Source organism: Pseudoxanthobacter sp. M-2 (assembly GCF_046156265.1).
Lineage (GTDB): Bacteria > Pseudomonadota > Alphaproteobacteria > Rhizobiales > Segnochrobactraceae > CAMDHY01.
On sequence record NZ_JAWDIR010000011.1, the window covers coordinates 872,495 to 891,549 of the forward strand.

Consider the following 19,055-nt stretch of genomic DNA (forward strand, 5'->3'; position numbering starts at 1 on the left):
GACCAGCGTCGCCTTGTCGGGCCAAAGGGGACCCGGTATCGTCACCGGCAGGCGCTCCGGGGAACGCCTTCGCGACGACGCCGTCGGCGCGGCGCGACGAGGGTCCGGCCTTGCTGCAGCTCCGCTATCCCGAGGTCATCGCCGGCCCGCCGCGCCCGAGCCGGATTCTTCGGCCGGATGGCTCCGTCGCGACGAGCGGTCACGAGCGCCACCACGTGCCCGGCGCCGGAGCGATCCTCGTCGAGGTCGAGGCCGGCGATACCGTCACCATCCGCAATCTCGAGGGCGGCCAGGTCTGCGAGATCGTCACCGTCGACCGTGACGGCCGCAGCGATCCCGGTGTCCTCGGCGTCCCCGCGAATGGCAGCGCCACCGGCCTGAAGGCGCTTCTCTTATCGGGCGAGCCGAGCCTGGCGCTCTTCCGCCGCCGCCTGGAGCGGCGCGGGATCGCGCTCGCCGGCGCCTCCGCGCTGCACCTCTTCGGCGACGGCACCTCGGCGGGAGCGCAGGAGCGCTTCACCGTGCAGCGCGACGGCGCCCTCGTCGTCGCCGCCCCCGGCGGGCCGATGGCGGTCGACGGCCACGACACCGCGACGCCGCTCGCCGTGCTGGTAGAGCGTGGCCGGCCGCGCCTCGTCGGCACCCACGCCTTGCCGGATCCGCTTGCCGATCCCGTCGACGACATTCGTGTCCACTCGGCGACGGCGCGGTCCTATTTCGTCAAGGCGGGCGACTACATCCAGATCATCGATGTCGACGGCCGGCAGTGCACCGACTTCCAGTGCTTCTCGGCGCGCAAGCTCGATAGGGGCAAGGACCATCCCCTCGACGTGACGACGACGCGCACGCTGATGGGCTCGGCCTATCCGATGCCCGGCCTGCACTCGAAATACTACGACCAGGACATGGAGCCGCTGGTCGAGGTGGTCCAGGACACCTGCGGCCGCCACGACGCCTTCGCGCTCGCCTGCGCCGCCAAGTACTACGACGACATCGGGTATCCCGGCCACGTCAACTGCTCGGAGAACTTCAACAACGCCCTCGCTGGGCGAGGTGTGACGCCGCGTGCCGGGTGGATGGCGATCAACTTCTTCTTCAACACGGCGATCGACGCGCATGGCCACGTCGTCTCCGACGAGCCGTGGTCGCGGCCCGGCGACTATGTGCTGCTGCGGGCGCTGACGGACCTCGTCTGCGTCTCCTCGGCCTGCCCGGACGACACCACGCCGGCGAATGGCTGGCACCTCACCGACATCCACGTCCGCACCTATTCGGGTGCCGAAAAATTCTCTCGTGCCATAGCGACCCGCATGACCCCCGACGCCGAGCCGAAACTGACCCGCGAGACGGCGTTCCACGATCGCTTCGCCCGCCACACCCGCGACTTCTCCGAATACCGCGGCTACTGGCTCGCCAACGCCTTCGCCAAGGGCGGGGCGGTCGAGGAATACTGGGCCTGCCGCGAGAAGGCGGTGGTGATGGACCTGTCGCCGCTGCGCAAGTTCGAGGTGACGGGACCGGACGCCGAGGCGCTGCTGCAGTACACGCTGACGCGCGACGTGAAGAAGCTCGGGGTCGGCCAGGTCGTCTACACCGCCATGTGCTACGAGCACGGCGGCATGATCGACGACGGCACGCTGCTGCGCCTCGGCCGCGACAACTTCCGCTGGATCGGCGGCGACGACTTCGGTGGCCTCTGGCTGCGCCAGCAGGCCGAGAAGCTCGGGCTGACCGTGATGGTCCGCTCCTCAAGCGACCAGATGCACAACATCGCCGTGCAGGGGCCGGCGAGCCGCGACATCTTGAAGGAGATCGTCTGGACGGCGCCGACGCAGCCTTCGATGGCGGAGCTCGAGTGGTTCCGCTTCGCCGTCGGCCGCATCGGCGACGCCCAGGGGGTGCCGATCGTCGTCTCGCGCACCGGCTATACCGGCGAACTCGGCTACGAGATCTGGTGCCACCCGCGCGACGCCGGCACTGTCTTCGACGCCGTCTGGGAGGCCGGCCAGCCGCACGGTCTCAAGCCCATGGGCCTGCAGGCGCTCGACATGGTGCGCATCGAGGCGGGGCTGATCTTCGCCGGCACGGAGTTCTCCGACCAGACCGACCCGTTCGAGGCCGGCATCGGCTTCACCGTGCCGCTGAAGGGCAAGACGGACGACTTCATCGGCCGCGACGCCCTGATCCGGCGCAAGGACAATCCGCAGCGCAAGCTCGTCGGTCTCGAGATCGATGCCAACGTCCCCGTCGGCCACGGTGACTGCGTGCACGTCGGCCGCGCCCAGATCGGCCAAGTGACGAGCGGCATGCGCTCGCCGCTCCTCGGCAAGACGATTGCGCTCGCCCGCCTCGACGTCACCCACGCGGCTGTCGGAACCGAGGTGGAGATCGGCAAGCTCGATGGCCACCAGAAGCGCCTTCCGGCGCGAGTCGTGCCGTTCCCGCATTTCGATCCGCAGAAGACGCGGCCGCGATCCTGATCGGCAGAGCGCGGCCGCACAAGCGCTGCGCACTTGCCTGCACGTCCGATGATCATCGCGCTGCACCTTTGTGCAGTGCACGCCTATACTGTCCAATGCAGCCGAATGGCTTGCTGAAACGACGCCGTCATCCTGAAGGGGCATTGCGGAGGAGGGCGCAAGGCATATAAGTTTCATCTGGTGAAAACTGCGGACCCGGGCTGACGATGGCCGGCCGCGGCAGGCGCGCCGGGGGGCGGCGCACGGGGACCTTGATTTTGCAGGTGTCGACGAGCCAGCCGGTGTGAGAGTCCGGCGGCGCGCGTCGAGAACGATTTCTGCCAGGGCAGCAAGGATAAAGAGCAGCAAGGACGAAGACTGACGCACCTGAGCTGAACCAGCGCTTCCGGATCGCACAACTGGAGAAGAAGACATGTCGATGAGCAGTCGTTTCTCGAGAGTTGGAAAAGGGGCGCTCGCGATCGCGGCCGCCACGTGGTGCCTCGGCGGACCGGCACTTGCTGCCGCACCGGAATCGAACGATCCGATCAAGATCGCGCTGTTCGACTGGACCAGCGTCAACCTCAACGCCAAGATCCTCGGCGGCATCCTCGAGAAGCTCGGCTACACGGTCGAGTATCCGACCGCCGACTACCTCTCCAGCCTGACCACCGGCCTCACCAACGGCGATCTGACGGTCGCCATGGAGTTCTGGGACACCACGGCAGGCGAGGCGATGAAGGCGTCGGACGCCACCGGCCAGACCGAGAAGCTCGGCCCCCTCGGCCCGAAGGCCAAGGAAGAGTGGTGGTACCCGCTCTACATGAAGGACAAGTGCCCCGGCCTGCCGAACTGGGAAGCCTTGAAGGACCCGAAGTGCGCCGAGGCGTTCGCCACGCCCGAGACGGCGCCGAATGGCCGCTATGTCGGCGGCCCGGTGACCTGGGAGGGCTTCGACGACGAGCGCGTCGTGTCGCTCGGCCTGCCGTTCACCGTCATCCATGCCGGCACCGACGCGGCGATGTTCGCCGAGCTCGACTCCGCTTACCAGCGCGAGGCTCCGATCATTCTCTGGGTGTACTCGCCGCACTGGGCGCCTGCCAAGTACAAGGGCGAGTGGGTCGAGTTCCCGGAGTATACGGCCGAGTGCTACACCGATCCGGCGTGGGGCGTGAACAAGGACGCGCTGTATGATTGCGGCAAGCCGTTCGGCGACATCTGGAAGTATGCCTGGGGCGGCATGAAGGAGAAGTGGCCGGTCGCGCACAAGGTCGCCAAGGCCTACACGATCGACACCGACGTGCTGAACGCCATGAGCGGCAAGATCGACCTCGACGGCATGTCGCCGGAAGACGTCGCCGCCGAGTGGATCGCCGAGAACGAGGCGACCTGGAAGAAGTGGGCCGAGTAAGCGCCCGGGCGGAGCAAGCCTCCGCCGACTAGACGGTTGCGGCCCCGATCCTGCATCGATCGGGGCCGCGGACCACCGCACATGATCACGAAGGACGGTGCATGAACGCTGCAGTCGACACGGGCCTGTCGGCCGCGCTCGCCAGGCCGGTCGATCCGCGCCCGGTCAAGCTCGCCTGCCGCAATGTCTGGAAGCTGTTCGGCCCCGACGCCGCCGACTGGATCGGCAAGCGCGACGGCCGCGCCACCTCGGCCGATCTCGCCGAGGCGAAGCTGGTCGGTGCCGTCCGCCATGTCGACCTCGAGATCCGCCAGGGCGAGATCTTCATCATCATGGGGCTGTCGGGCTCCGGAAAGTCGACGCTGGTGCGCTGCATGTCGCGCCTCGTCGAGCCGACCTTCGGCACCGTCGAATTCGAGGGCAAGGACCTCCTAAAGGTCTCCGACGCCGAGCTGATCGAGCTCCGCCGCCACCGCATGGGCATGGTGTTCCAGAACTTCGCGCTGCTGCCGCACCTCAATGTGCTCGAGAACATCGCCTTTCCGCTGAGCATCCAGGGCATCGACCGAGCGAAGCGCGAGGCACGCGCCCGCGAAGTCATCGAGCTCGTTGGCCTGCGCGGGCGCGAGCACTTCTATCCGCGCGAGCTTTCCGGTGGACAGCAGCAGCGCGTCGGCATCGCGCGCAGCCTCGCCACCAAGCCCGAGGTGTGGTTCCTCGACGAGCCGTTCTCGGCGCTCGACCCGCTCATTCGCCGCGAGATGCAGGACGAGCTCCTGCGCCTGCAGGGCGTGCTGCACAAGACGATCGCCTTCATCACCCACGACTTCGACGAGGCGATCCGCCTCGCCGACCGTATCGCCATCATGAAGGACGGTGAAGTCATCCAGACCGGCACGCCGGAGGAGCTGGTCGTCAATCCGGCGACCGACTACGTCGCCGAGTTCACCCGCGACGTGCAGCGCGCCAAGGTGATCTCCGCCCGCAGCCTGATGCGACCGTGCGCGGGCGGCGAGCACGGCGGCGTCGTCGCCCCGGAAGCGCGGATCGCGAGCTTCTCGGCCGGCATCGTCGCTGCCGGCAAGCCGTTCGCCGTCGTCAACGGAACGGGCAAGCCGATCGGCGAGGTGACGCCGCAGGCGGTGATCGACCTTCTCGCCGGCGTCGACGGCCGCGGGGCGCGGCCATGACGATCGCGACCGACCTCTCCGCCGCTCCGGCGCGGCCGCTGCCGTTCTGGCCGGCAGTATGGGCAGTGGCGCTCGCCGCCGTGCTGGCGCTGACGCTGCTCGGCGACCGCTTCCCCGCCCTCGTCGACTATCCCGCCGCCGCCGTCATCCCGGTCACCGACTGGGTCTCGGCGATCATGGCGTGGCTGAAGGCGAACATCACCTGGCTCACCCGCTCGATCACCGCGATCCTCGGCGTGCCGCTCGATTTCGCGCTCTCCCTGCTCGCCAAGAATTTCAAGATCGGCGCCGGGCCGGAGGCGATCGTGCTGCCGCGGCTGTCGTGGGTCGGCATCGTGGTGGCCGCCTTCCTCGCCGGCCGTGCCTTCGGCGGCTGGAAGCTCGGCGCGGTGGTCGGCGGCTGCTTCCTCTACATCGCGCTGTTCGGCAAGTGGACGAGCGCCATGCTGACGCTCGGCCTGATCTCGATCGCCGTGCCGTTCTGCATCGTCACCGGCCTCCTCATCGGTATCTGGGCGTGGCGCAAGCCGTGGGCGGAGAAGCTCATCGTCTCGCCGTCGCTCGACCTGATGCAGACGATCCCGACGTTCGCCTACCTGATCCCGATGCTGATCCTGTTCGGCAACAGCCCGGTCTCGGCGATGATCGCCACCGCCATCTTCGCGATGCCGCCGATGGTGCGCGCCACCATGCTCGGGCTGTCGCGCGTGCCTTCCGAGATCGGCGACTTCAGCGAGATGGCCGGCTGCACCGCCCGCCAGAAGCTCTGGCGCGTGCTGCTGCCGTCGGCGCGGCCGACGCTGATGGTCGGCGTCAACCAGGTGATCATGCTGGCACTGAACATGGTCATCATCGCCTCGATGATCGGTGCCGGCGGCCTCGGCTACGATGTGCTGCTGGCACTCCGGGCGCTGAAGGTCGGCGAGGCGATGGAGGCGGGTCTCGCGATCGTCGCGCTCGCCATCGCCCTCGACCGGCTGAGCCAGGCGATGGCGCGCCGGCAGGCGCGGGGACACGTGCACGGCGAGATGGAAGACGGCCCGTTCTGGCGGCGCTATCCGAACCTCTCGCTCGCCGTCACCGTGCTCGCCGCCACCACCGTTGCCGGCCTGTTCATCCCCGCCTTCGCCGACGTGCCGAAGGCGATTACCATGACCACCGCGCCGGCGTGGAAGGCGGGCGTGTCGTGGATCACCATCAACCTTTTCGACGTCATCGAGACGGTTCGCGTCGCCCTCATCCTCTACGTGCTGAACCCCGTCCGCGCCTTCTGCGAGGGCTTCCCGTGGCTCGGGGCGGTGTTCCTGCTCGGCCTCGCCGCCTTCCAGCTGGGCGGCGCCCGCCTCGCCATCCTCGTCGCCGCGCTCACCGCCTACTGCGCCGTCACCGGGCTGTGGGAGAAGACGATGGCGACGGTCTACCTCGTCGGCGTCTCCGCCTTCATCGCCTGCCTGATCGGCATCCCGATCGGCCTGTGGGCGTCGCGCAGCGACCGCGTCGAGAAGATCGTCACGCCGATCATCGACACCCTGCAGGTGCTGCCGTCGTTCTGCTTCATCATCCCGGTCGTCATGCTGTTCCGCGTCGGCGACGTCACCGCGATGATCGCCACCGTCGCCTTCGCCGTGGTGCCGGCCATCCGCTACACCAACCACGGCCTCCGCCAGGTGCCGCCGGCGCTGATGGAAGCGGCGGTCGTCTCGGGCTGCACGAAGCGGCAGACGTTCTTCCGCGTGCAGCTGCCGCTGGCGCTGCCGGAGATCATGCTCGGCATCAACCAGACGATCCTGATGGCGCTCGCGATGATCATCATCTGCGCGATGATCGGCACGCGCGACCTCGGCCAGGAGGTGTTCATCGCGCTGTCGAAGGCCGACGCCGGCCGTGGCATCGTCGCCGGCCTCGCCATCGCCTTCATCGGCATCATCGCCGACCGCCTGTTCGGCGCCTGGACAGCGAAGGCACGGGGGAAGCTGGGGTAGGGGGCTACAGCTCGTCCCGAGGCTTGTGCGCGCCGTGGACCACCGCGAGTACCTCGACGATGTCCCGAACGCGAAAGATGACGATGTACGGCGTGCCGGTCACCACCAGTTCGCGCGTTCCTACGGCACGCCCTCTTCGGCATGCAAACGGGTTGTCAGCGAGAAGCGCGTTGGTTCGGCCGATGAGCGCGATTGCGAGTTGGTGGGCCGCAATCGGGCGGTCCTGCGCGACAAAATCCTGAATCTGGTCCACGTCGGCGAGGGCACCCCTCGTCCAGACGACGCGCATCAGGTGGGACGGTACTTGTTCATCACGCTGGCGACGTCTTCGGCGCTTGCGAAGTCACCGGCATCCGCAGCGGCCGCCCGCTGCGCGACCGTCTCCAGGAGAGCCTCCTGCCAGTCCAGCGAATGACCGTTCTCGAGGGCGTCGGTCAGGACGTCGGTCGGCGTCAGGTTCGAACGCGCCGCGATGGTATCGACGCGCGCCCGCAGATGGTCCGGAAGCTTCAGGTCGGTGGACATGGCACATCGTAGCACCGGCGCCCCGCCGCGCTCAATCGGCGGCGGAGCGGAAGCTCTCGGCTACTTGCTCGCTAAATAGCTCTCCATCGAATCGTCCATCGCCTCCATCCACGGCGTGTGATGCTTCGGCGACATCGTGCCGGTCATCAGCGAGCGGTAGGCGTTGTCGCGGAAGCCCATGATGTTCTCCATCTTGTGGTGCTCCCACTCCATGAAGGTCTTGTTGGTCGCCTCGATGTCGAACATCGGATAGTCGGTCGCCTCGATCAGGTCCTTCGTCTGGTCACCCTGGAACCAGATGGCGTCCTCGGCGGTCTCGATCTTCTCCTCGCGGTCGCGCCAGGCCTGGCTGTGCGCCGCCATCTCCTCCGCCGAAGGCAGCTTGATGCGGCCGAGCATGACGTCGCGGGCGTACCAGGCCTGCGCGTCGAACATGTTGAACGTGTAGAACTGGTCCTGCATGCCGATGTAGAACAGCGCCGGGTTCTTCTCCCAGACAACGCCCTGGTAGAGACCGAGTGGCCACATCCTGTTGGTCGTTTTCAATTTCAGGTCGTCGGTGAGGAAGGGGAAACTGTGCAGGTAGCCGGTGCAGAGGATGATGGCGTCGACGTCCTTCGTCGTGCCGTCGGCAAAGTGCGCGGTCTTGCCGACCACCTTCTGCAGCAGCGGAACTTCCTTCCAGCGCTCCGGCCAGTTGAATCCCATCGGGCGTGAGCGGTAGCTCGTGGTGATCGACTTCGCCCCGTACTTGTAGCACTGCGAGCCGATATCCTCGGCCGAGTAGCTGCGGCCGATGATCAGCACGTCCTTGCCGGTGAACTCGCAGGCGTCACGGAAGTCGTGGCTGTGCAGCACGCGGCCCTGGAAGCTCTCGAAGCCCTCGAAATAGGGCACGTTCGGCACCGAGAAGTGACCGGAGGCCACCACGACGTTGTCGAATTCCTCGGAGTAGGTGTGGTCATTGGTGCGGTCGTGGGCGGTGACGGTGAATTTCTTCGACGCGTCCGACCACGTCACCATGCGCACCGGCGTGTTGAAGCGAACCCAGCCGCGCACGCCGGCCTTCTCGACCCGGCCCTTGATGTAGTCCCACAGCACGGCGCGCGGCGGATATGATCCGATCGGCCGGCCGAAGTGTTCCTCGAAGGTATAGTCGGCGAACTCGAGGCACTCCTTCGGCCCGTTCGACCACAGGTAACGGTACATCGAGCCGTGCACCGGGTCACCGTGCTCGTCGAGGCCGGTGCGCCAGGTGTAGTTCCACAGGCCGCCCCAGTCCGACTGTTTCTCGAAGCAGACGACCTCGGGGATCTCGGCCCCCTTCGCCGCCGCCGACTGGAACGCCCGCAACTGGGCGAGACCGGAGGGACCGGCTCCGATCACCGCGACCCGCTTCTTCATGGACTGCTCCCCGACTTTTCCACAACGAAAGATTTTTCACTGTCAGGACGGTATCCCGTCCCCAATCTCTGTCAATGCTCGCTCTCGCGAAGCAACGCTGCCGACCGACGCCCCCGGTCGCCGCGCCGGCCCCCGACCGGCGACGCACGGCCTTGAGCCGGTTTTCCCGCCAGTGTATCTGGCAGGAGAGTGGTTTCACTGGCGGTGAAATCCGCCGCACCGGGAAAGGGTGGACCGTGGCCGAGCCCGGACGCAAGAGGGATCAGCAGCCCACGGCGCGCGGCGGCGCGGGGGGCGCGAAAGCGGCGGCCACCACCGTGCCGGACGTGCACGCCATCCTGCCGCCGCTGTCGCAGAACCCGCATGCCGTGCGCGACACGCCCGAAAAAGTTCTGGAGGTCGCGATCGGCCGGGAGGTGCGCGCCTTCCGCCGCAAGCTCGGCATAACGGTCGCCGATCTCGCCGCCGCCACCGGCCTGTCGCTCGGCATGCTGTCGAAGATCGAGAACGGCATCACCTCGCCGTCGCTCACCACCTTGCAGGTGCTGTCGCGGGCGCTTGGCGTGCCGGTCACCGCCTTCTTCCGCCGCTACGAGGAGGAACGCAGCGCCGTCTTCGTCAAGGCGGGGGAGGGGCTGGAGATCGAGCGCCGCGGTACCCGCGCCGGCCACCAGTACAACCTGCTCGGCCACGTCGGCGCCAAGGCGAGCGGAGTCGTCGTCGAGCCCTATCTGATCACCCTGTCGGAGACCTCCGACGTCTTCCCGACCTTCCAGCACGAGGGCATGGAGTTCCTCTACATGCTGGAAGGGGAGGTGGTGTACCGGCACGGCTCCAACCTCTTCCGCATGCTGCCCGGCGACAGCCTGTTCTTCGACGCCGACGCGCCGCACGGGCCGGAGGAACTCACCCGGCTGCCGATCCGCTACCTGTCGATCATCTCCTACCCGCAGGGCGGTGGCGGCTGAGCGGGCCGGCGGATGCGCCTCAGTCCGGCCCGAACCCGGGCGAGGTCGGTGCGCCGTCGTCGTGGGCCGAAAGCCATTCAATGAGCGTCGGCCGGTAGCGCGTCAGACCCTTGTAGGCGGCGATCTCGTCCGGCAGGTCGCGGATGACGCGGTGCAGCCGCCGCGCCCACTTCCGAGAGGTGACGAGCTCGTCCATCGGGATCAGGTAGCAGCGGATCGGGAAGACGAGGCCGTTCGAGCGCGGCAGCCGCCAGAAGCTCTGCAGCTCGACGCGCAGGTGCACCTTTCGGCCGACGTTCTCCGGCGTCACCGTCGTCCGGTCCGGGCCCCACTTGTGGTAGTTCTCGGGGCTCGTATCGAGCCGGGGATTGATCGTCATCGTCCAGTTGAGGCGCCGCGCCGGCTTGCCCTGCTGCACGTTCAGCAGAAACTTCAGGGCGCGGGTGAAGATGCCCTTCTCGTGGGCGAGCGGCACCGGCGCGTGCCATTCGAAGAAGTTCATGCCGATGTCGAAATCGAGCGACCAGTCAGCCTGCGTGGTGACGATGCCGGCATCCATCCACAGATTGCCGTCGCGCTGGTCGAGCAGGCAGAAGTCGCCCTGCGACTGGCGGGTGATGTACTCCATCGGCCCGTAGGGCAGGGTGGCGACGTCGCCGAAGGTGAAGCGGTCGTCGATGCCGAGTGGCCGGTTCACCCAGTGCCAGCGGTCGCCGTCGCGCGTCAGCTCGAAATGTTCGGGGTAGCTCTCCGCCTTCGCCGTCATCAGGAGCTCGAGCAGGTCCCAGCCAGCGAGCGTCATGTGCGGCAGCGACTGGCAGCGCAGCGGGTCCTCGGCGAGCACCAGGGCCCGGTCCTGCATCTCCGAGACGTAGTGCTCGTCGACGTCGATCGGATGCTCGAGCACGCTGCCCTTCGGGCCCGCTACGTGCGGCTCGATGTTGACCGCATACATGTAGCTGTCTTCGTGGAACGGGAACGGGAAGCGGCGGATGTGCTCCGGGCTGTTGCGGAAGCTGAAGTCGTCCCGAAACGTCTCCTGGCGGAAGGTGATGCCCATGGTGCGGTTCCTCAGCGATCCAGCACGAGGGAGGGGCCCTCGAAGCGCGACACGCACGGCATGATCTTGCGGCCGGAGCGGTGCTCGTCCTCGCTCAGCCAGTGGTCGTTATGCAGGAAGGTGCCCTCGCACGACATCACGTCGGTCTCGCACTGGCCGCAGACGCCGCCGCGGCAGAGATAGGGCGGATCGACCCCGGCCTGCTCCATCGCCTCGAGCAGGCTCTGCTGCTCGCCGACGCGGATCGTCTTGCCGCTGGCCGCCAGCGTCACCGTGAACGGCACGCCCGGCTGCGGCGCCGAGAAGTGCTCGTAGTGCACGGCCTCGGCCGGCCAGCCGAGCGCCGCCGCCCGCCCGCGCACCCAGTCGATCATGCCGGACGGTCCGCAGACATAGAGGTGCGTGCCGAGCGGCTGCGCCGCCAGCAGCCGGTCGAGCGGGATCTGCTCGCCACGATCGTCGTGATAAAGGCTGACACGCCGGCCGTAGCGGGCCTGCAGTTCGCTGCCATAGCTCGCGAGCGCCGCCGTGCGCACGCAGTAGTGCAGCTCGAAGGCTCCGCCCTCGGCCGACAGCTGCGCCGTCTGCGCCAGGAACGGCGTGATGCCGATGCCGCCGGCGAGCATCAGGTGCTTCTTCGCCCGGAGATCGAGCGAGAACAGGTTGACCGGGTAGGAGATCACCATCGCCTGCCCGGGCTCCACCCGTTGGTGCAGGAACAGCGAGCCGCCGCGCCCGGCATCGTCGCGGCGCACGCTGATCGTGTACTCGCGGGTATCGAGCGGCGAACTCATCAGCGAATAGGGATTGAGCCGCGGCGTGTCGCCGTCCTTCATCTCGACGACGACGTGGGCGCCACCGGAGAACGTCGGCAGCAGGCCGCCGTCACGCCGGCGGAAGTGGAAGCGCTTCACCATGTCGTTGACGGTGACGACGTCCGCCACGACGACGTCGAGCTTGGTGGTTCCGGTGCTCATGGAAACACCACCTCCGTGGGTGGCACGTCGCTGCGGTCCTCGGCGTTGATGCACACGCCCTGGAAGGCGGCGATGCGGCGCGAGTAGTGGTCGCGCACGAACAACAGCAGCCCGCAGTGGGCGCACGTCACCGGCTGGGTGGTGACGTCCTCGGTGATGCCCTTGCAGTGGACGCACTGGACGCGGCGGGCGAGCGAGCCGCGGTGCTCGGTCTGGATCGAACTGTGGTCGATGCCGGCCTCGAGTGCCGCCTGCATCGCCTGGCCGATCAGCCCCTCGGTGCCGGCGAGGTAGACCCTGAGCCCCATGCGGGCGGTGGCGAGCGTCTGCCGCAGCCGCGGCATCGCGGCGGCGACCGACGGTCCCTCGTAGAACATCGCCGGCGACAGCGCCTTCAGCTTCTCGGCCAGCGACGGATCGGCGTCGCGCGGGATGTAGACGATCTGCGCGCCGGCGAAGAAGCCCTCGGGTGCGGCCGCTGCCATGTCGAGGATCGCCTCGGCGCCCTGCGCATCGGCGACGAACAGGTGCTCGCGGCCCGGCTGTGGCGACAGCGTCCCATAGACGGGCCGGCTGATGATGCTCTTTTCCGGCATCGGCCCTCCGCTCTCGCCGCCCCGCCCTCAGCCCTTCGCCGTCCGCTTCGTCTTCTTCGGGTCGTCGAACGGCAGCGGCTGCGCGGTTGCAGCAATCGTGCCGCTCTTGTTGTGGATCTCGAGCTTGGTGCCGGCGACGGCGACGGGCACGTCGAGCCGGGCGATGCCCATCGATTTCTTCACGAGCGGCGAATACATGGCGCAGGTGACGACGCCGACCGGCTTGCCGCCGGCGGTGACCGGCGCGCCCTCGTCGGCCGGCTCGGTGCCCTCGAGCAGCACGCCGTAGATCTTGAAGCGCTCCTTGCCCTTCAGCCGGTAGTGCTCCTCGGCGCCGCGGAAGCCGGTCTTGCCGGGGCTGACCGTGAAGTCGAGCCCGAGCTCCCACAGGGTGTCGCCCGGCCCCTCGTTCTCGAACGGGTACTTCTGCGAGTTGTCGTAGGGGTAGAACAGCAGGTAGCTCTCCACCCTCAGCATGTCGAGGGTGGTAAACCGGCACGGGATGATGCCCATGTCGGCGCCTTCCTCGAGGATGCGGTCCCAGATCGCCGGCGCGTCCTGGCCGCGGCAGAAGATCTCGTAGCCGCGCTCGCCGGTGTAGCCGGTGCGCGAGATCATCACCGGCAAGCCGTAGAGCTGCGTCTGCATGTGGTGGAAGTAGGGGAGGTCGCGGATGCCGGGCACGCGGGGGGCGAGGAAGTCCACCGCCAGCGGCCCCTGCAGCGACAGGTCGTGCAGGTTGTCGTCGAAGCGGATCGAGACGTCGCGGCCCATGGCGGCGCGCTGCAGTTCCTCGTGGCCGGTGCCGGAGCCGTGCACCACCATCCAGGAGTTCGGGCCGGTCCGGTAGAGGATGCAGTCGTCGGTGAACTTGCCGGCCTCGTTCAGCATGCAGGCATAGGCCGACTTGCCGGGATAGATCTTCTCGACATTGCGCGTCGTCGCGAGGTCGATCAGGTGCGAGGCGTGCGGGCCGGTGATGTGCACCTTCTTCAGGCCCGAGACGTCCATCAGCCCGGCCTTGGTGCGGATGGCGACATATTCCGCGTCGGCGTCGCCGGAGTAGCTCCAGGCGGTGCCCATGCCGCTCCAGTCCTCGAGCTTCGAGCCGAGCGCCCGGTGGCGGTCGGCCAGGGTCGAAAACCTCCAGGACTGCGTCATCGCTCGCTCCCATGGTCCGTCGCCGCGTGTGGTTCCCGGTGCCCGTCGCACCTCCTCCCGGAACCCTCCCAGCAACAGGATAATGCGCTCGCGCGTCGGCAGCACGCAATACCAACATGCAAAAAGCTTTCCTGCCAGGCAAAACCGATGAGGTGGTTTTTGGGTGGACGTGTTCTTCGAGCCATCGTGCAGCGTCGGCAGAGTGTGTGCTGCGCGACGCACGCCTGCGGCCCCGGCACGGCGACGTCGAGACCCGCACGCACCGGATCCAGAGCGGCGTTGTGGCCGCCGTCGCTCAGGTCCGACCTTCGCCGAGCGGCCCGCGTTGGAAGGCGGCGCGCCCTCGCGCGGATGTGCTCATTATTCCGGCAGATGCGGCACCCGATTGATAAAACTTGCGCTTGCCCGGTTTCGCGCAGCGGGGTTCCTTTGGCCACCATCTTGCCGGGAGCCGACCATGACGACGAAGCCCTTCGCCCTCTCGCTCCTCGTGGCGGCTGCCGTTGGTTTGCCGACCGCTGCCCTCGCGCACGCGGGCCACGGAGAGGCCAGCGGGTTCCTCTCCGGTCTCGCTCACCCGGTCGGGGGCCTCGACCATGTCCTGGCAATGGTGATGGTAGGCGTCCTCGCCTGGCAACTGGGCGGGCGCGCCCTTTGGATGGTCCCGCTCGCCTTCGTCGGCGTCATGGCCGTCGGGGGAGCTCTCGGCTTTGCCGGTATCGGGGTCCCGGCCGTCGAGGTCGGGATCGCCCTGTCGATCGTCGTGCTGGGCGCCGTCGTCGCCCTTGGCGCCAGGGCGCCGTTGGCCGCCCTGATGGCGCTCGTCGGCTTCTTCGCGATCTTCCATGGCTACGCCCACGGGGCAGAGATGCCCGAGAACGCCGGAGGGCTCGCCTATGGTCTCGGGTTCCTGATCGCGACGGCGGCGCTGCACCTTGCGGGTCTCGGCCTCGGATATGCGCTCGGCCGTGTCGGTGACCGGACCAATCCGATCGCCGTTCGGGCGGTCGGAGGTCTGACCGCGCTTGCCGGACTTGGCATCGTCACCGGCCTGGTCTGACCCACCCCAGGATGCCGGCCGCGGATCCTCGGACCGCGGCTGGCCAGCTTTTGTCGCAGAAGGGATGCCGCAAATCATCGAGCGGCATTGGAGGGCCGTCGTCCGCGTCGCGGCCGGCCGCGACTTGATCCGCCGACCGCCACACGCTCCGAGCGAGTTCAATCTCCGGCGCGCGGGAACGGATTCCGCGGTGACGTCGTTTTCGACAGTTCAAAGCCGCCGCGGTGACGCCGGCGGCCGGAGTTCTGTAGCGTGCGTGGCGAAGACGATCTGCTAGAGGAAGTGCGGCGGAGCGTCGCCATTTCCATCAGCACGGGACAGCCTCTGGACGTGAATGCTGTCGCCGACCATATCGCCCGGGCGTTGCCGCTCACCCCCCGTGCCGAGATCGTCTCGGCGCTGATGCAGGCCGCGGCGAGGGCGCAGGTCGCGATCCGGTTCCAGAGCGAGCGCATCTCCTGAGGGTCGCCGCACTCTCGAGAGTCCCTCAGGCGACCTCCGCCCCGTCCCTCGTCGCTCGGGCCTCTTCCTCAGGCGCTTTCGCCGATGAGCAGGGGAAGGAGCAGCGCGAACAGCTCGGCCTGCGAACTGATCCGGCATCGCGCATAGATCTGCCGGCGGAACACCTTCACCGTCTGCGCCGACACCCCGAGCCTGAGCCCGATCGAGACGGACGAGTGGCCCTGCAGGATGAGCAGCGCCACCTGCGCCTGGCGTCGCGACAGCCGGATCGCATGGCTCTCGGCGAGAACGCGCTGCAACCTGTCCGCTGGCTCGTCCGCCTGTGGCAACGCCGGTCCGGCGGCGGGCGCCGGCGTGGCTGCGAAGTCGCGCAGATGCCGGTCGGTGAGCGCCGTCACCACCGGTGCGATCCGCACCGCGATCTCGCGTGCGTCCGTGCCGAATGGGCGTGGCGCAGAGGCGTCGCGGCCGAGACAGATGTTCAGCGTGCTGTCGTCGTCGGGGTAGCTGACGAAGGTAAGTTCGTCGATCAGGGTCGTCTGCCGGTAGTAATCGAGGTAGTACTGGCTGCGCTGGAACTGGTCTGGCGCGATGTCGAGCAGACGGTAGGCGCCGGGAGAGATGCGGTTGAGGTGGAGATCGTGGTAGGGATCGAGTAGATAGGCCCCGGGGACGTAGACCCGGTAGAGGTCCTTGAAGACGATCGGGTCGTCGGCCTGCGAATAGAGGATTCTTGGCGTCTCCGAGCCCCGATAGACGATGAAGACGACGTTGTTGCAGGCGATGCTGCGACGGAGGAAGCGGGCGAGCGACGCCTCGAAGCCCAGACTGCCCGCAAGGCGGATCGCATCCGCCAATGCGACCTCGGCTGTGTTCGGCAGTCCGTCCAATCATACCCCCTTGGGGTTATATACCCCTGCCACCGGCCAGTTTTAGCGTGAAACCAAGGCGGCAGGGGTATGATGTTCCGTGTGGGCGAGGGGCCCCGGACATTGGCGGGAGCGCAATGCAGCAGGCCATCGGCATCGACCGGGTCGTCAAGCGCTACGGCGCCTTCGAGGCGCTGAAGGGCGTGTCGCTGTCGATCGCCGACAATGAGTTCTTCACGCTGCTCGGGCCCTCAGGCTGTGGAAAGACGACGCTGCTGCGCACCATCGCCGGCTTCGAGGACGTGACGGCCGGCGAGATCGTCCTCTATGGCGCGAACATCGCGACGCTGCCGCCGGAGAAGCGGCCGGTCAACACGGTGTTCCAGCAGTACGCCCTGTTCCCGCACATGAGCGTCCGCGACAACGTCGCTTTCGGCCTGCGGATGCAGGGGGTCCCGCTCACCGAGCGTCGGTCACGGGCCGACGAGATGCTCGACCTCGTTCATCTCTCCGAGTTCGCCGAGCGGCTGCCGGCCCAGCTCTCGGGCGGCCAGCAGCAGCGCGTCGCGCTCGCCCGGGCGCTCGCGCCGCGGCCGCGCGTGCTTCTCCTCGACGAGCCGCTGTCGGCGCTCGACCTGAAGCTGCGCCAGGCGATGCGCGTGGAGCTGAAGCAGCTGCAGGAGACGACGGGCATCACTTTCGTGTTCGTGACACACGACCAGGAGGAGGCGCTCGCGATGTCCGACCGCATCGCCGTGATGTCGAACGGGCAGGTGCAGCAGGTCGGCGATCCCCGCACGATCTACGAGGCGCCGATCAACCGTTTCGTCGCCGACTTCATCGGCGAGACGAACGTCCTTCCGGCGATGGTCGATTCCGTTTCAGGTGGCCGGGCTCGGGTGACCCTGCCTGGCGGCCACGTCCTGACCACGGATGCGCTCGAGGGCCTGGCGCCGGGCGCCCACCACGTCTCGATCCGGCCGGAGCGCCTGTCGCTCGCCACCGCCGACGCCGACCTCACCGCGCGGGTCGAGCGGGTGATCTATCTCGGCACGGACCTGCAGCTTCTGGCGCGGCTCGACGACGGCACGCCGATCGTCACGCGGCTGCAGAATTCCAGCCGCAACGAACTGCCGGCGGCGGGCACGCAAGTCGGTCTGCACGTGGAGGCGGGCGCCGCGCGCCTGCTGCTCGACTGATGGCCGCCGCCCCCGACAGCTCCGGTTCGGTGGCGACGGGATGGCGGTCGCTCGCCGTGCCGCTGATGCTGCCGACGTGGCTGGTGATCGGGACGTTCCTGCTCGTGCCGGTCGTGCTGATGGTGGTCTATTCGGTCCTCACCAAGGACTTTCGCGGCGGCGTCGTCTGGGAGTTCAGCCTCGCCGCCTACGACCAGTTCTTCGTCACCCGCGGCCTGTTCGGCGACGAGCCGCCGCAGATCGAGTGGACCTATATCGGCATCTTCTGGCGCTCGATCTGGCAGGCGGCGCTGGCGACGCTGCTCTGCCTGCTGATCGGCTTCCCGACCGCCTGGTTCATCGCCACCCGCAGCCTGCGTCACCGCGCCTTGTGGGTGTTCCTGATCACGGTGCCCTACTGGGTCAACCTTCTGATCCGCACGGTGTCGCTGCGCTTCCTGCTGCGCGACCAGGGGCCGCTCAACGAGGGGCTCCTCGCAATCGGGGTGATCGACGCGCCGCTGCGCATCATCAACACCGATCTGGCCGTGCAACTCGGCCTCTTCTACAGCTACCTGCCGTTCATGGTGCTGCCGATCTATGCGGCGGTGGAGCGCTACAATTTCGCCCTCTCGGAGGCGGCGCGCGACCTCTATGCCGGCCCGTGGACGACGCTGCGCGAGATCGTCCTGCCGGTGGTGAAGCCCGGCATCGTCGCCGGCTGCATCCTGGTCTTCGTGCCCTCGCTCGGCGCCTTCCTGGCGCCCGATCTCCTCGGCGGCGCCAAGACCTACATGATCGGCTCGCTGATCGACGAGCAGTTCCGCGGCAGCATGGGCAACTGGCCGTTCGGCGCCGCGGTGGCGATGATCCTGCTGACGCTCGTCCTGCTCGTGCTGCTGTGGCAGGCACGCGCCGCCGCGCGGGGGCAGCGCTGATGGCGTCCCGCACCGACATGCGCCGCTATGCCGGCTTCGGGCTGACGACGGCGCTCTGCCTGACGATCCTCTACGTCCCGCTGGCGGTCATCGCCGTCTATTCCTTCAACGACAGCCGGTCGATCACCAACTGGGCCGGCTTCTCGCTGCGCTGGTATGCCGACGTCTTCACCGGCCCGGAGGCGCCGATCTTCCGGGCGGCGGCGTGGAACTCGATTTCGATCGCAGCACTCGCCTCGACGGCGGCGACGCTGATCGCCCTTTCGGCGGCCGTGGCGATGATCCGCGGCGGCCGCTTCCGCGGGCGCGGGGCGTCCTACGCGCTGATCAGCCTGCCCTTGATGGTGCCCGAAATCGTCACGGCGGTGGCGACGCTGGTGTTCTTCACGGCGATCGGCGTGCGGACCGGCTACGGCACCATCCTCGTCGCCCACATCACCTTCTGCATCCCCTTCGCCTACCTGCCGATCGCCGCCCGCATGCAGGGGATCGAGGAGACCTACGAGCTCGCCGCGCGCGATCTCTACGCCTCGCGCTGGCAGGCGTTCCGGCTGATCCTGCTGCCATTGATGATGCCGGGCGTCATCTCCGGCTGGCTGCTCGCCTTCATCATCAGCCTCGACGACTTCATCATCACCAACTTCGTCAAGGGCGCCGGCATGGAGACGCTGCCGACGGCGATCTTCGGCTCGGTCAAGCAGGGCATCAAGCCGAACATCATGGCGATCTCGACGCTGATGCTCATGGTCTCCGTCGTTTTTGTCACCCTCAGCTATCTCGCCAACCGCATCGGGCAGAAGACCCGTTGATTCAGA

Annotated in this window: 18 protein-coding genes; 10 read left to right on the forward strand and 8 right to left on the reverse strand. The window is 67.8% G+C overall.

Going from position 1 to position 19,055, the window contains the following annotated elements; translation table 11 throughout:
• The first annotated feature begins 113 nt into the window (after window positions 1–113).
• From RUR49_RS09055 to RUR49_RS09070, 4 genes are all read left to right on the forward strand, one after another.
• Complete coding sequence (locus RUR49_RS09055; protein ID WP_409146367.1) at window positions 114–2,480, forward strand: DUF1989 domain-containing protein; 2,367 nt, start codon at window positions 114–116, stop codon at window positions 2,478–2,480.
• A 412-nt stretch (window positions 2,481–2,892) separates the two neighbouring features.
• A complete protein-coding gene (locus RUR49_RS09060) occupies window positions 2,893–3,870 on the forward strand; it encodes an ABC transporter substrate-binding protein (protein WP_409146031.1) in 978 nt (325 codons plus the stop codon).
• Between the two features lie 101 nt (window positions 3,871–3,971).
• Window positions 3,972–5,060 carry a glycine betaine/L-proline ABC transporter ATP-binding protein gene (locus RUR49_RS09065; protein ID WP_409146032.1) on the forward strand — a complete coding sequence of 363 codons (1,089 nt, stop codon included), beginning with the start codon at window positions 3,972–3,974 and terminating at the stop codon, window positions 5,058–5,060.
• Complete coding sequence (locus tag RUR49_RS09070) at window positions 5,057–7,042, forward strand: ABC transporter permease (protein ID WP_409146033.1); 1,986 nt, start codon at window positions 5,057–5,059, stop codon at window positions 7,040–7,042. Before RUR49_RS09065 ends, RUR49_RS09070 begins: the two co-directional genes overlap by 4 nt.
• A gap of 4 nt (window positions 7,043–7,046) precedes the next feature.
• Here the strand turns inward: RUR49_RS09070 and RUR49_RS09075 are convergent, their stop codons facing one another.
• The 3 genes from RUR49_RS09075 to RUR49_RS09085 are packed head-to-tail and all read right to left on the reverse strand — an operon-like array spanning window position 7,047 to window position 8,971.
• The gene (locus RUR49_RS09075; protein ID WP_409146034.1) at window positions 7,047–7,331 is read right to left on the reverse strand and encodes a type II toxin-antitoxin system RelE/ParE family toxin; all 285 of its coding nucleotides are present in this window, start codon (window positions 7,329–7,331) and stop codon (window positions 7,047–7,049) included.
• Window positions 7,331–7,567, reverse strand: coding sequence for a transcriptional regulator (locus RUR49_RS09080; RefSeq protein WP_409146035.1), 237 nt, complete (start codon window positions 7,565–7,567; stop codon window positions 7,331–7,333). The genes RUR49_RS09075 and RUR49_RS09080 overlap by 1 nt, the downstream gene beginning before the upstream one ends.
• Before the next feature lie 60 nt (window positions 7,568–7,627).
• A complete protein-coding gene (locus tag RUR49_RS09085) occupies window positions 7,628–8,971 on the reverse strand; it encodes an NAD(P)-binding domain-containing protein (RefSeq protein WP_409146036.1) in 1,344 nt (447 codons plus the stop codon).
• A 236-nt stretch (window positions 8,972–9,207) separates the two neighbouring features.
• Between RUR49_RS09085 and RUR49_RS09090 the strand changes: the two genes are divergently transcribed.
• A complete protein-coding gene (locus RUR49_RS09090) occupies window positions 9,208–9,939 on the forward strand; it encodes a helix-turn-helix domain-containing protein (protein WP_409146037.1) in 732 nt (243 codons plus the stop codon).
• A gap of 19 nt (window positions 9,940–9,958) precedes the next feature.
• On the opposite strand, the gene RUR49_RS09095 is transcribed toward RUR49_RS09090, so the two are convergent.
• The 4 genes from RUR49_RS09095 to RUR49_RS09110 are packed head-to-tail and all read right to left on the reverse strand — an operon-like array spanning window position 9,959 to window position 13,733.
• Entirely contained in the window at window positions 9,959–10,999 is a 1,041-nt protein-coding gene (locus RUR49_RS09095) for a heme-dependent oxidative N-demethylase family protein (protein ID WP_409146038.1), read from the reverse strand.
• An 11-nt stretch (window positions 11,000–11,010) separates the two neighbouring features.
• On the reverse strand, window positions 11,011–11,976 hold the full coding sequence (locus RUR49_RS09100) for a PDR/VanB family oxidoreductase (protein WP_409146039.1): 966 nt from the start codon (window positions 11,974–11,976) through the stop codon (window positions 11,011–11,013).
• Window positions 11,973–12,572: a dimethylamine monooxygenase subunit DmmA family protein gene (locus RUR49_RS09105; RefSeq protein ID WP_409146040.1), complete on the reverse strand. Its 600-nt coding sequence runs from the start codon at window positions 12,570–12,572 to the stop codon at window positions 11,973–11,975. The genes RUR49_RS09100 and RUR49_RS09105 overlap by 4 nt, the downstream gene beginning before the upstream one ends.
• Window positions 12,573–12,599: 27 nt before the next feature.
• Window positions 12,600–13,733: an aminomethyltransferase family protein gene (locus tag RUR49_RS09110; protein WP_409146041.1), complete on the reverse strand. Its 1,134-nt coding sequence runs from the start codon at window positions 13,731–13,733 to the stop codon at window positions 12,600–12,602.
• A gap of 457 nt (window positions 13,734–14,190) precedes the next feature.
• On the opposite strand from RUR49_RS09110, the gene RUR49_RS09115 reads away from it, so the two are divergent.
• Both RUR49_RS09115 and RUR49_RS09120 read left to right on the forward strand, forming a co-directional pair.
• A complete protein-coding gene (locus RUR49_RS09115) occupies window positions 14,191–14,793 on the forward strand; it encodes a HupE/UreJ family protein (protein WP_409146042.1) in 603 nt (200 codons plus the stop codon).
• Between the two features lie 252 nt (window positions 14,794–15,045).
• On the forward strand, window positions 15,046–15,255 hold the full coding sequence (locus RUR49_RS09120) for a hypothetical protein (protein ID WP_409146043.1): 210 nt from the start codon (window positions 15,046–15,048) through the stop codon (window positions 15,253–15,255).
• Window positions 15,256–15,323: 68 nt separating this feature from the next.
• Here RUR49_RS09120 and RUR49_RS09125 read toward each other — a convergent pair whose 3' ends face one another.
• Window positions 15,324–16,112, reverse strand: a complete 789-nt coding sequence (locus tag RUR49_RS09125) for a LuxR C-terminal-related transcriptional regulator (protein ID WP_409146044.1) — start codon at window positions 16,110–16,112, stop codon at window positions 15,324–15,326.
• Window positions 16,113–16,261: 149 nt separating this feature from the next.
• On the opposite strand from RUR49_RS09125, the gene RUR49_RS09130 reads away from it, so the two are divergent.
• The 3 genes from RUR49_RS09130 to RUR49_RS09140 are packed head-to-tail and all read left to right on the forward strand — an operon-like array spanning window position 16,262 to window position 19,049.
• Window positions 16,262–17,323 (forward strand): ABC transporter ATP-binding protein, encoded by a 1,062-nt coding sequence (locus tag RUR49_RS09130; protein ID WP_409146045.1) that lies wholly within the window; start codon window positions 16,262–16,264, stop codon window positions 17,321–17,323.
• On the forward strand, window positions 17,323–18,240 hold the full coding sequence (locus RUR49_RS09135; RefSeq protein ID WP_409146046.1) for an ABC transporter permease: 918 nt from the start codon (window positions 17,323–17,325) through the stop codon (window positions 18,238–18,240). The genes RUR49_RS09130 and RUR49_RS09135 overlap by 1 nt, the downstream gene beginning before the upstream one ends.
• Window positions 18,240–19,049 carry an ABC transporter permease gene (locus RUR49_RS09140; RefSeq protein WP_409146047.1) on the forward strand — a complete coding sequence of 270 codons (810 nt, stop codon included), beginning with the start codon at window positions 18,240–18,242 and terminating at the stop codon, window positions 19,047–19,049. Before RUR49_RS09135 ends, RUR49_RS09140 begins: the two co-directional genes overlap by 1 nt.
• Window positions 19,050–19,055: the final 6 nt, after the last annotated feature.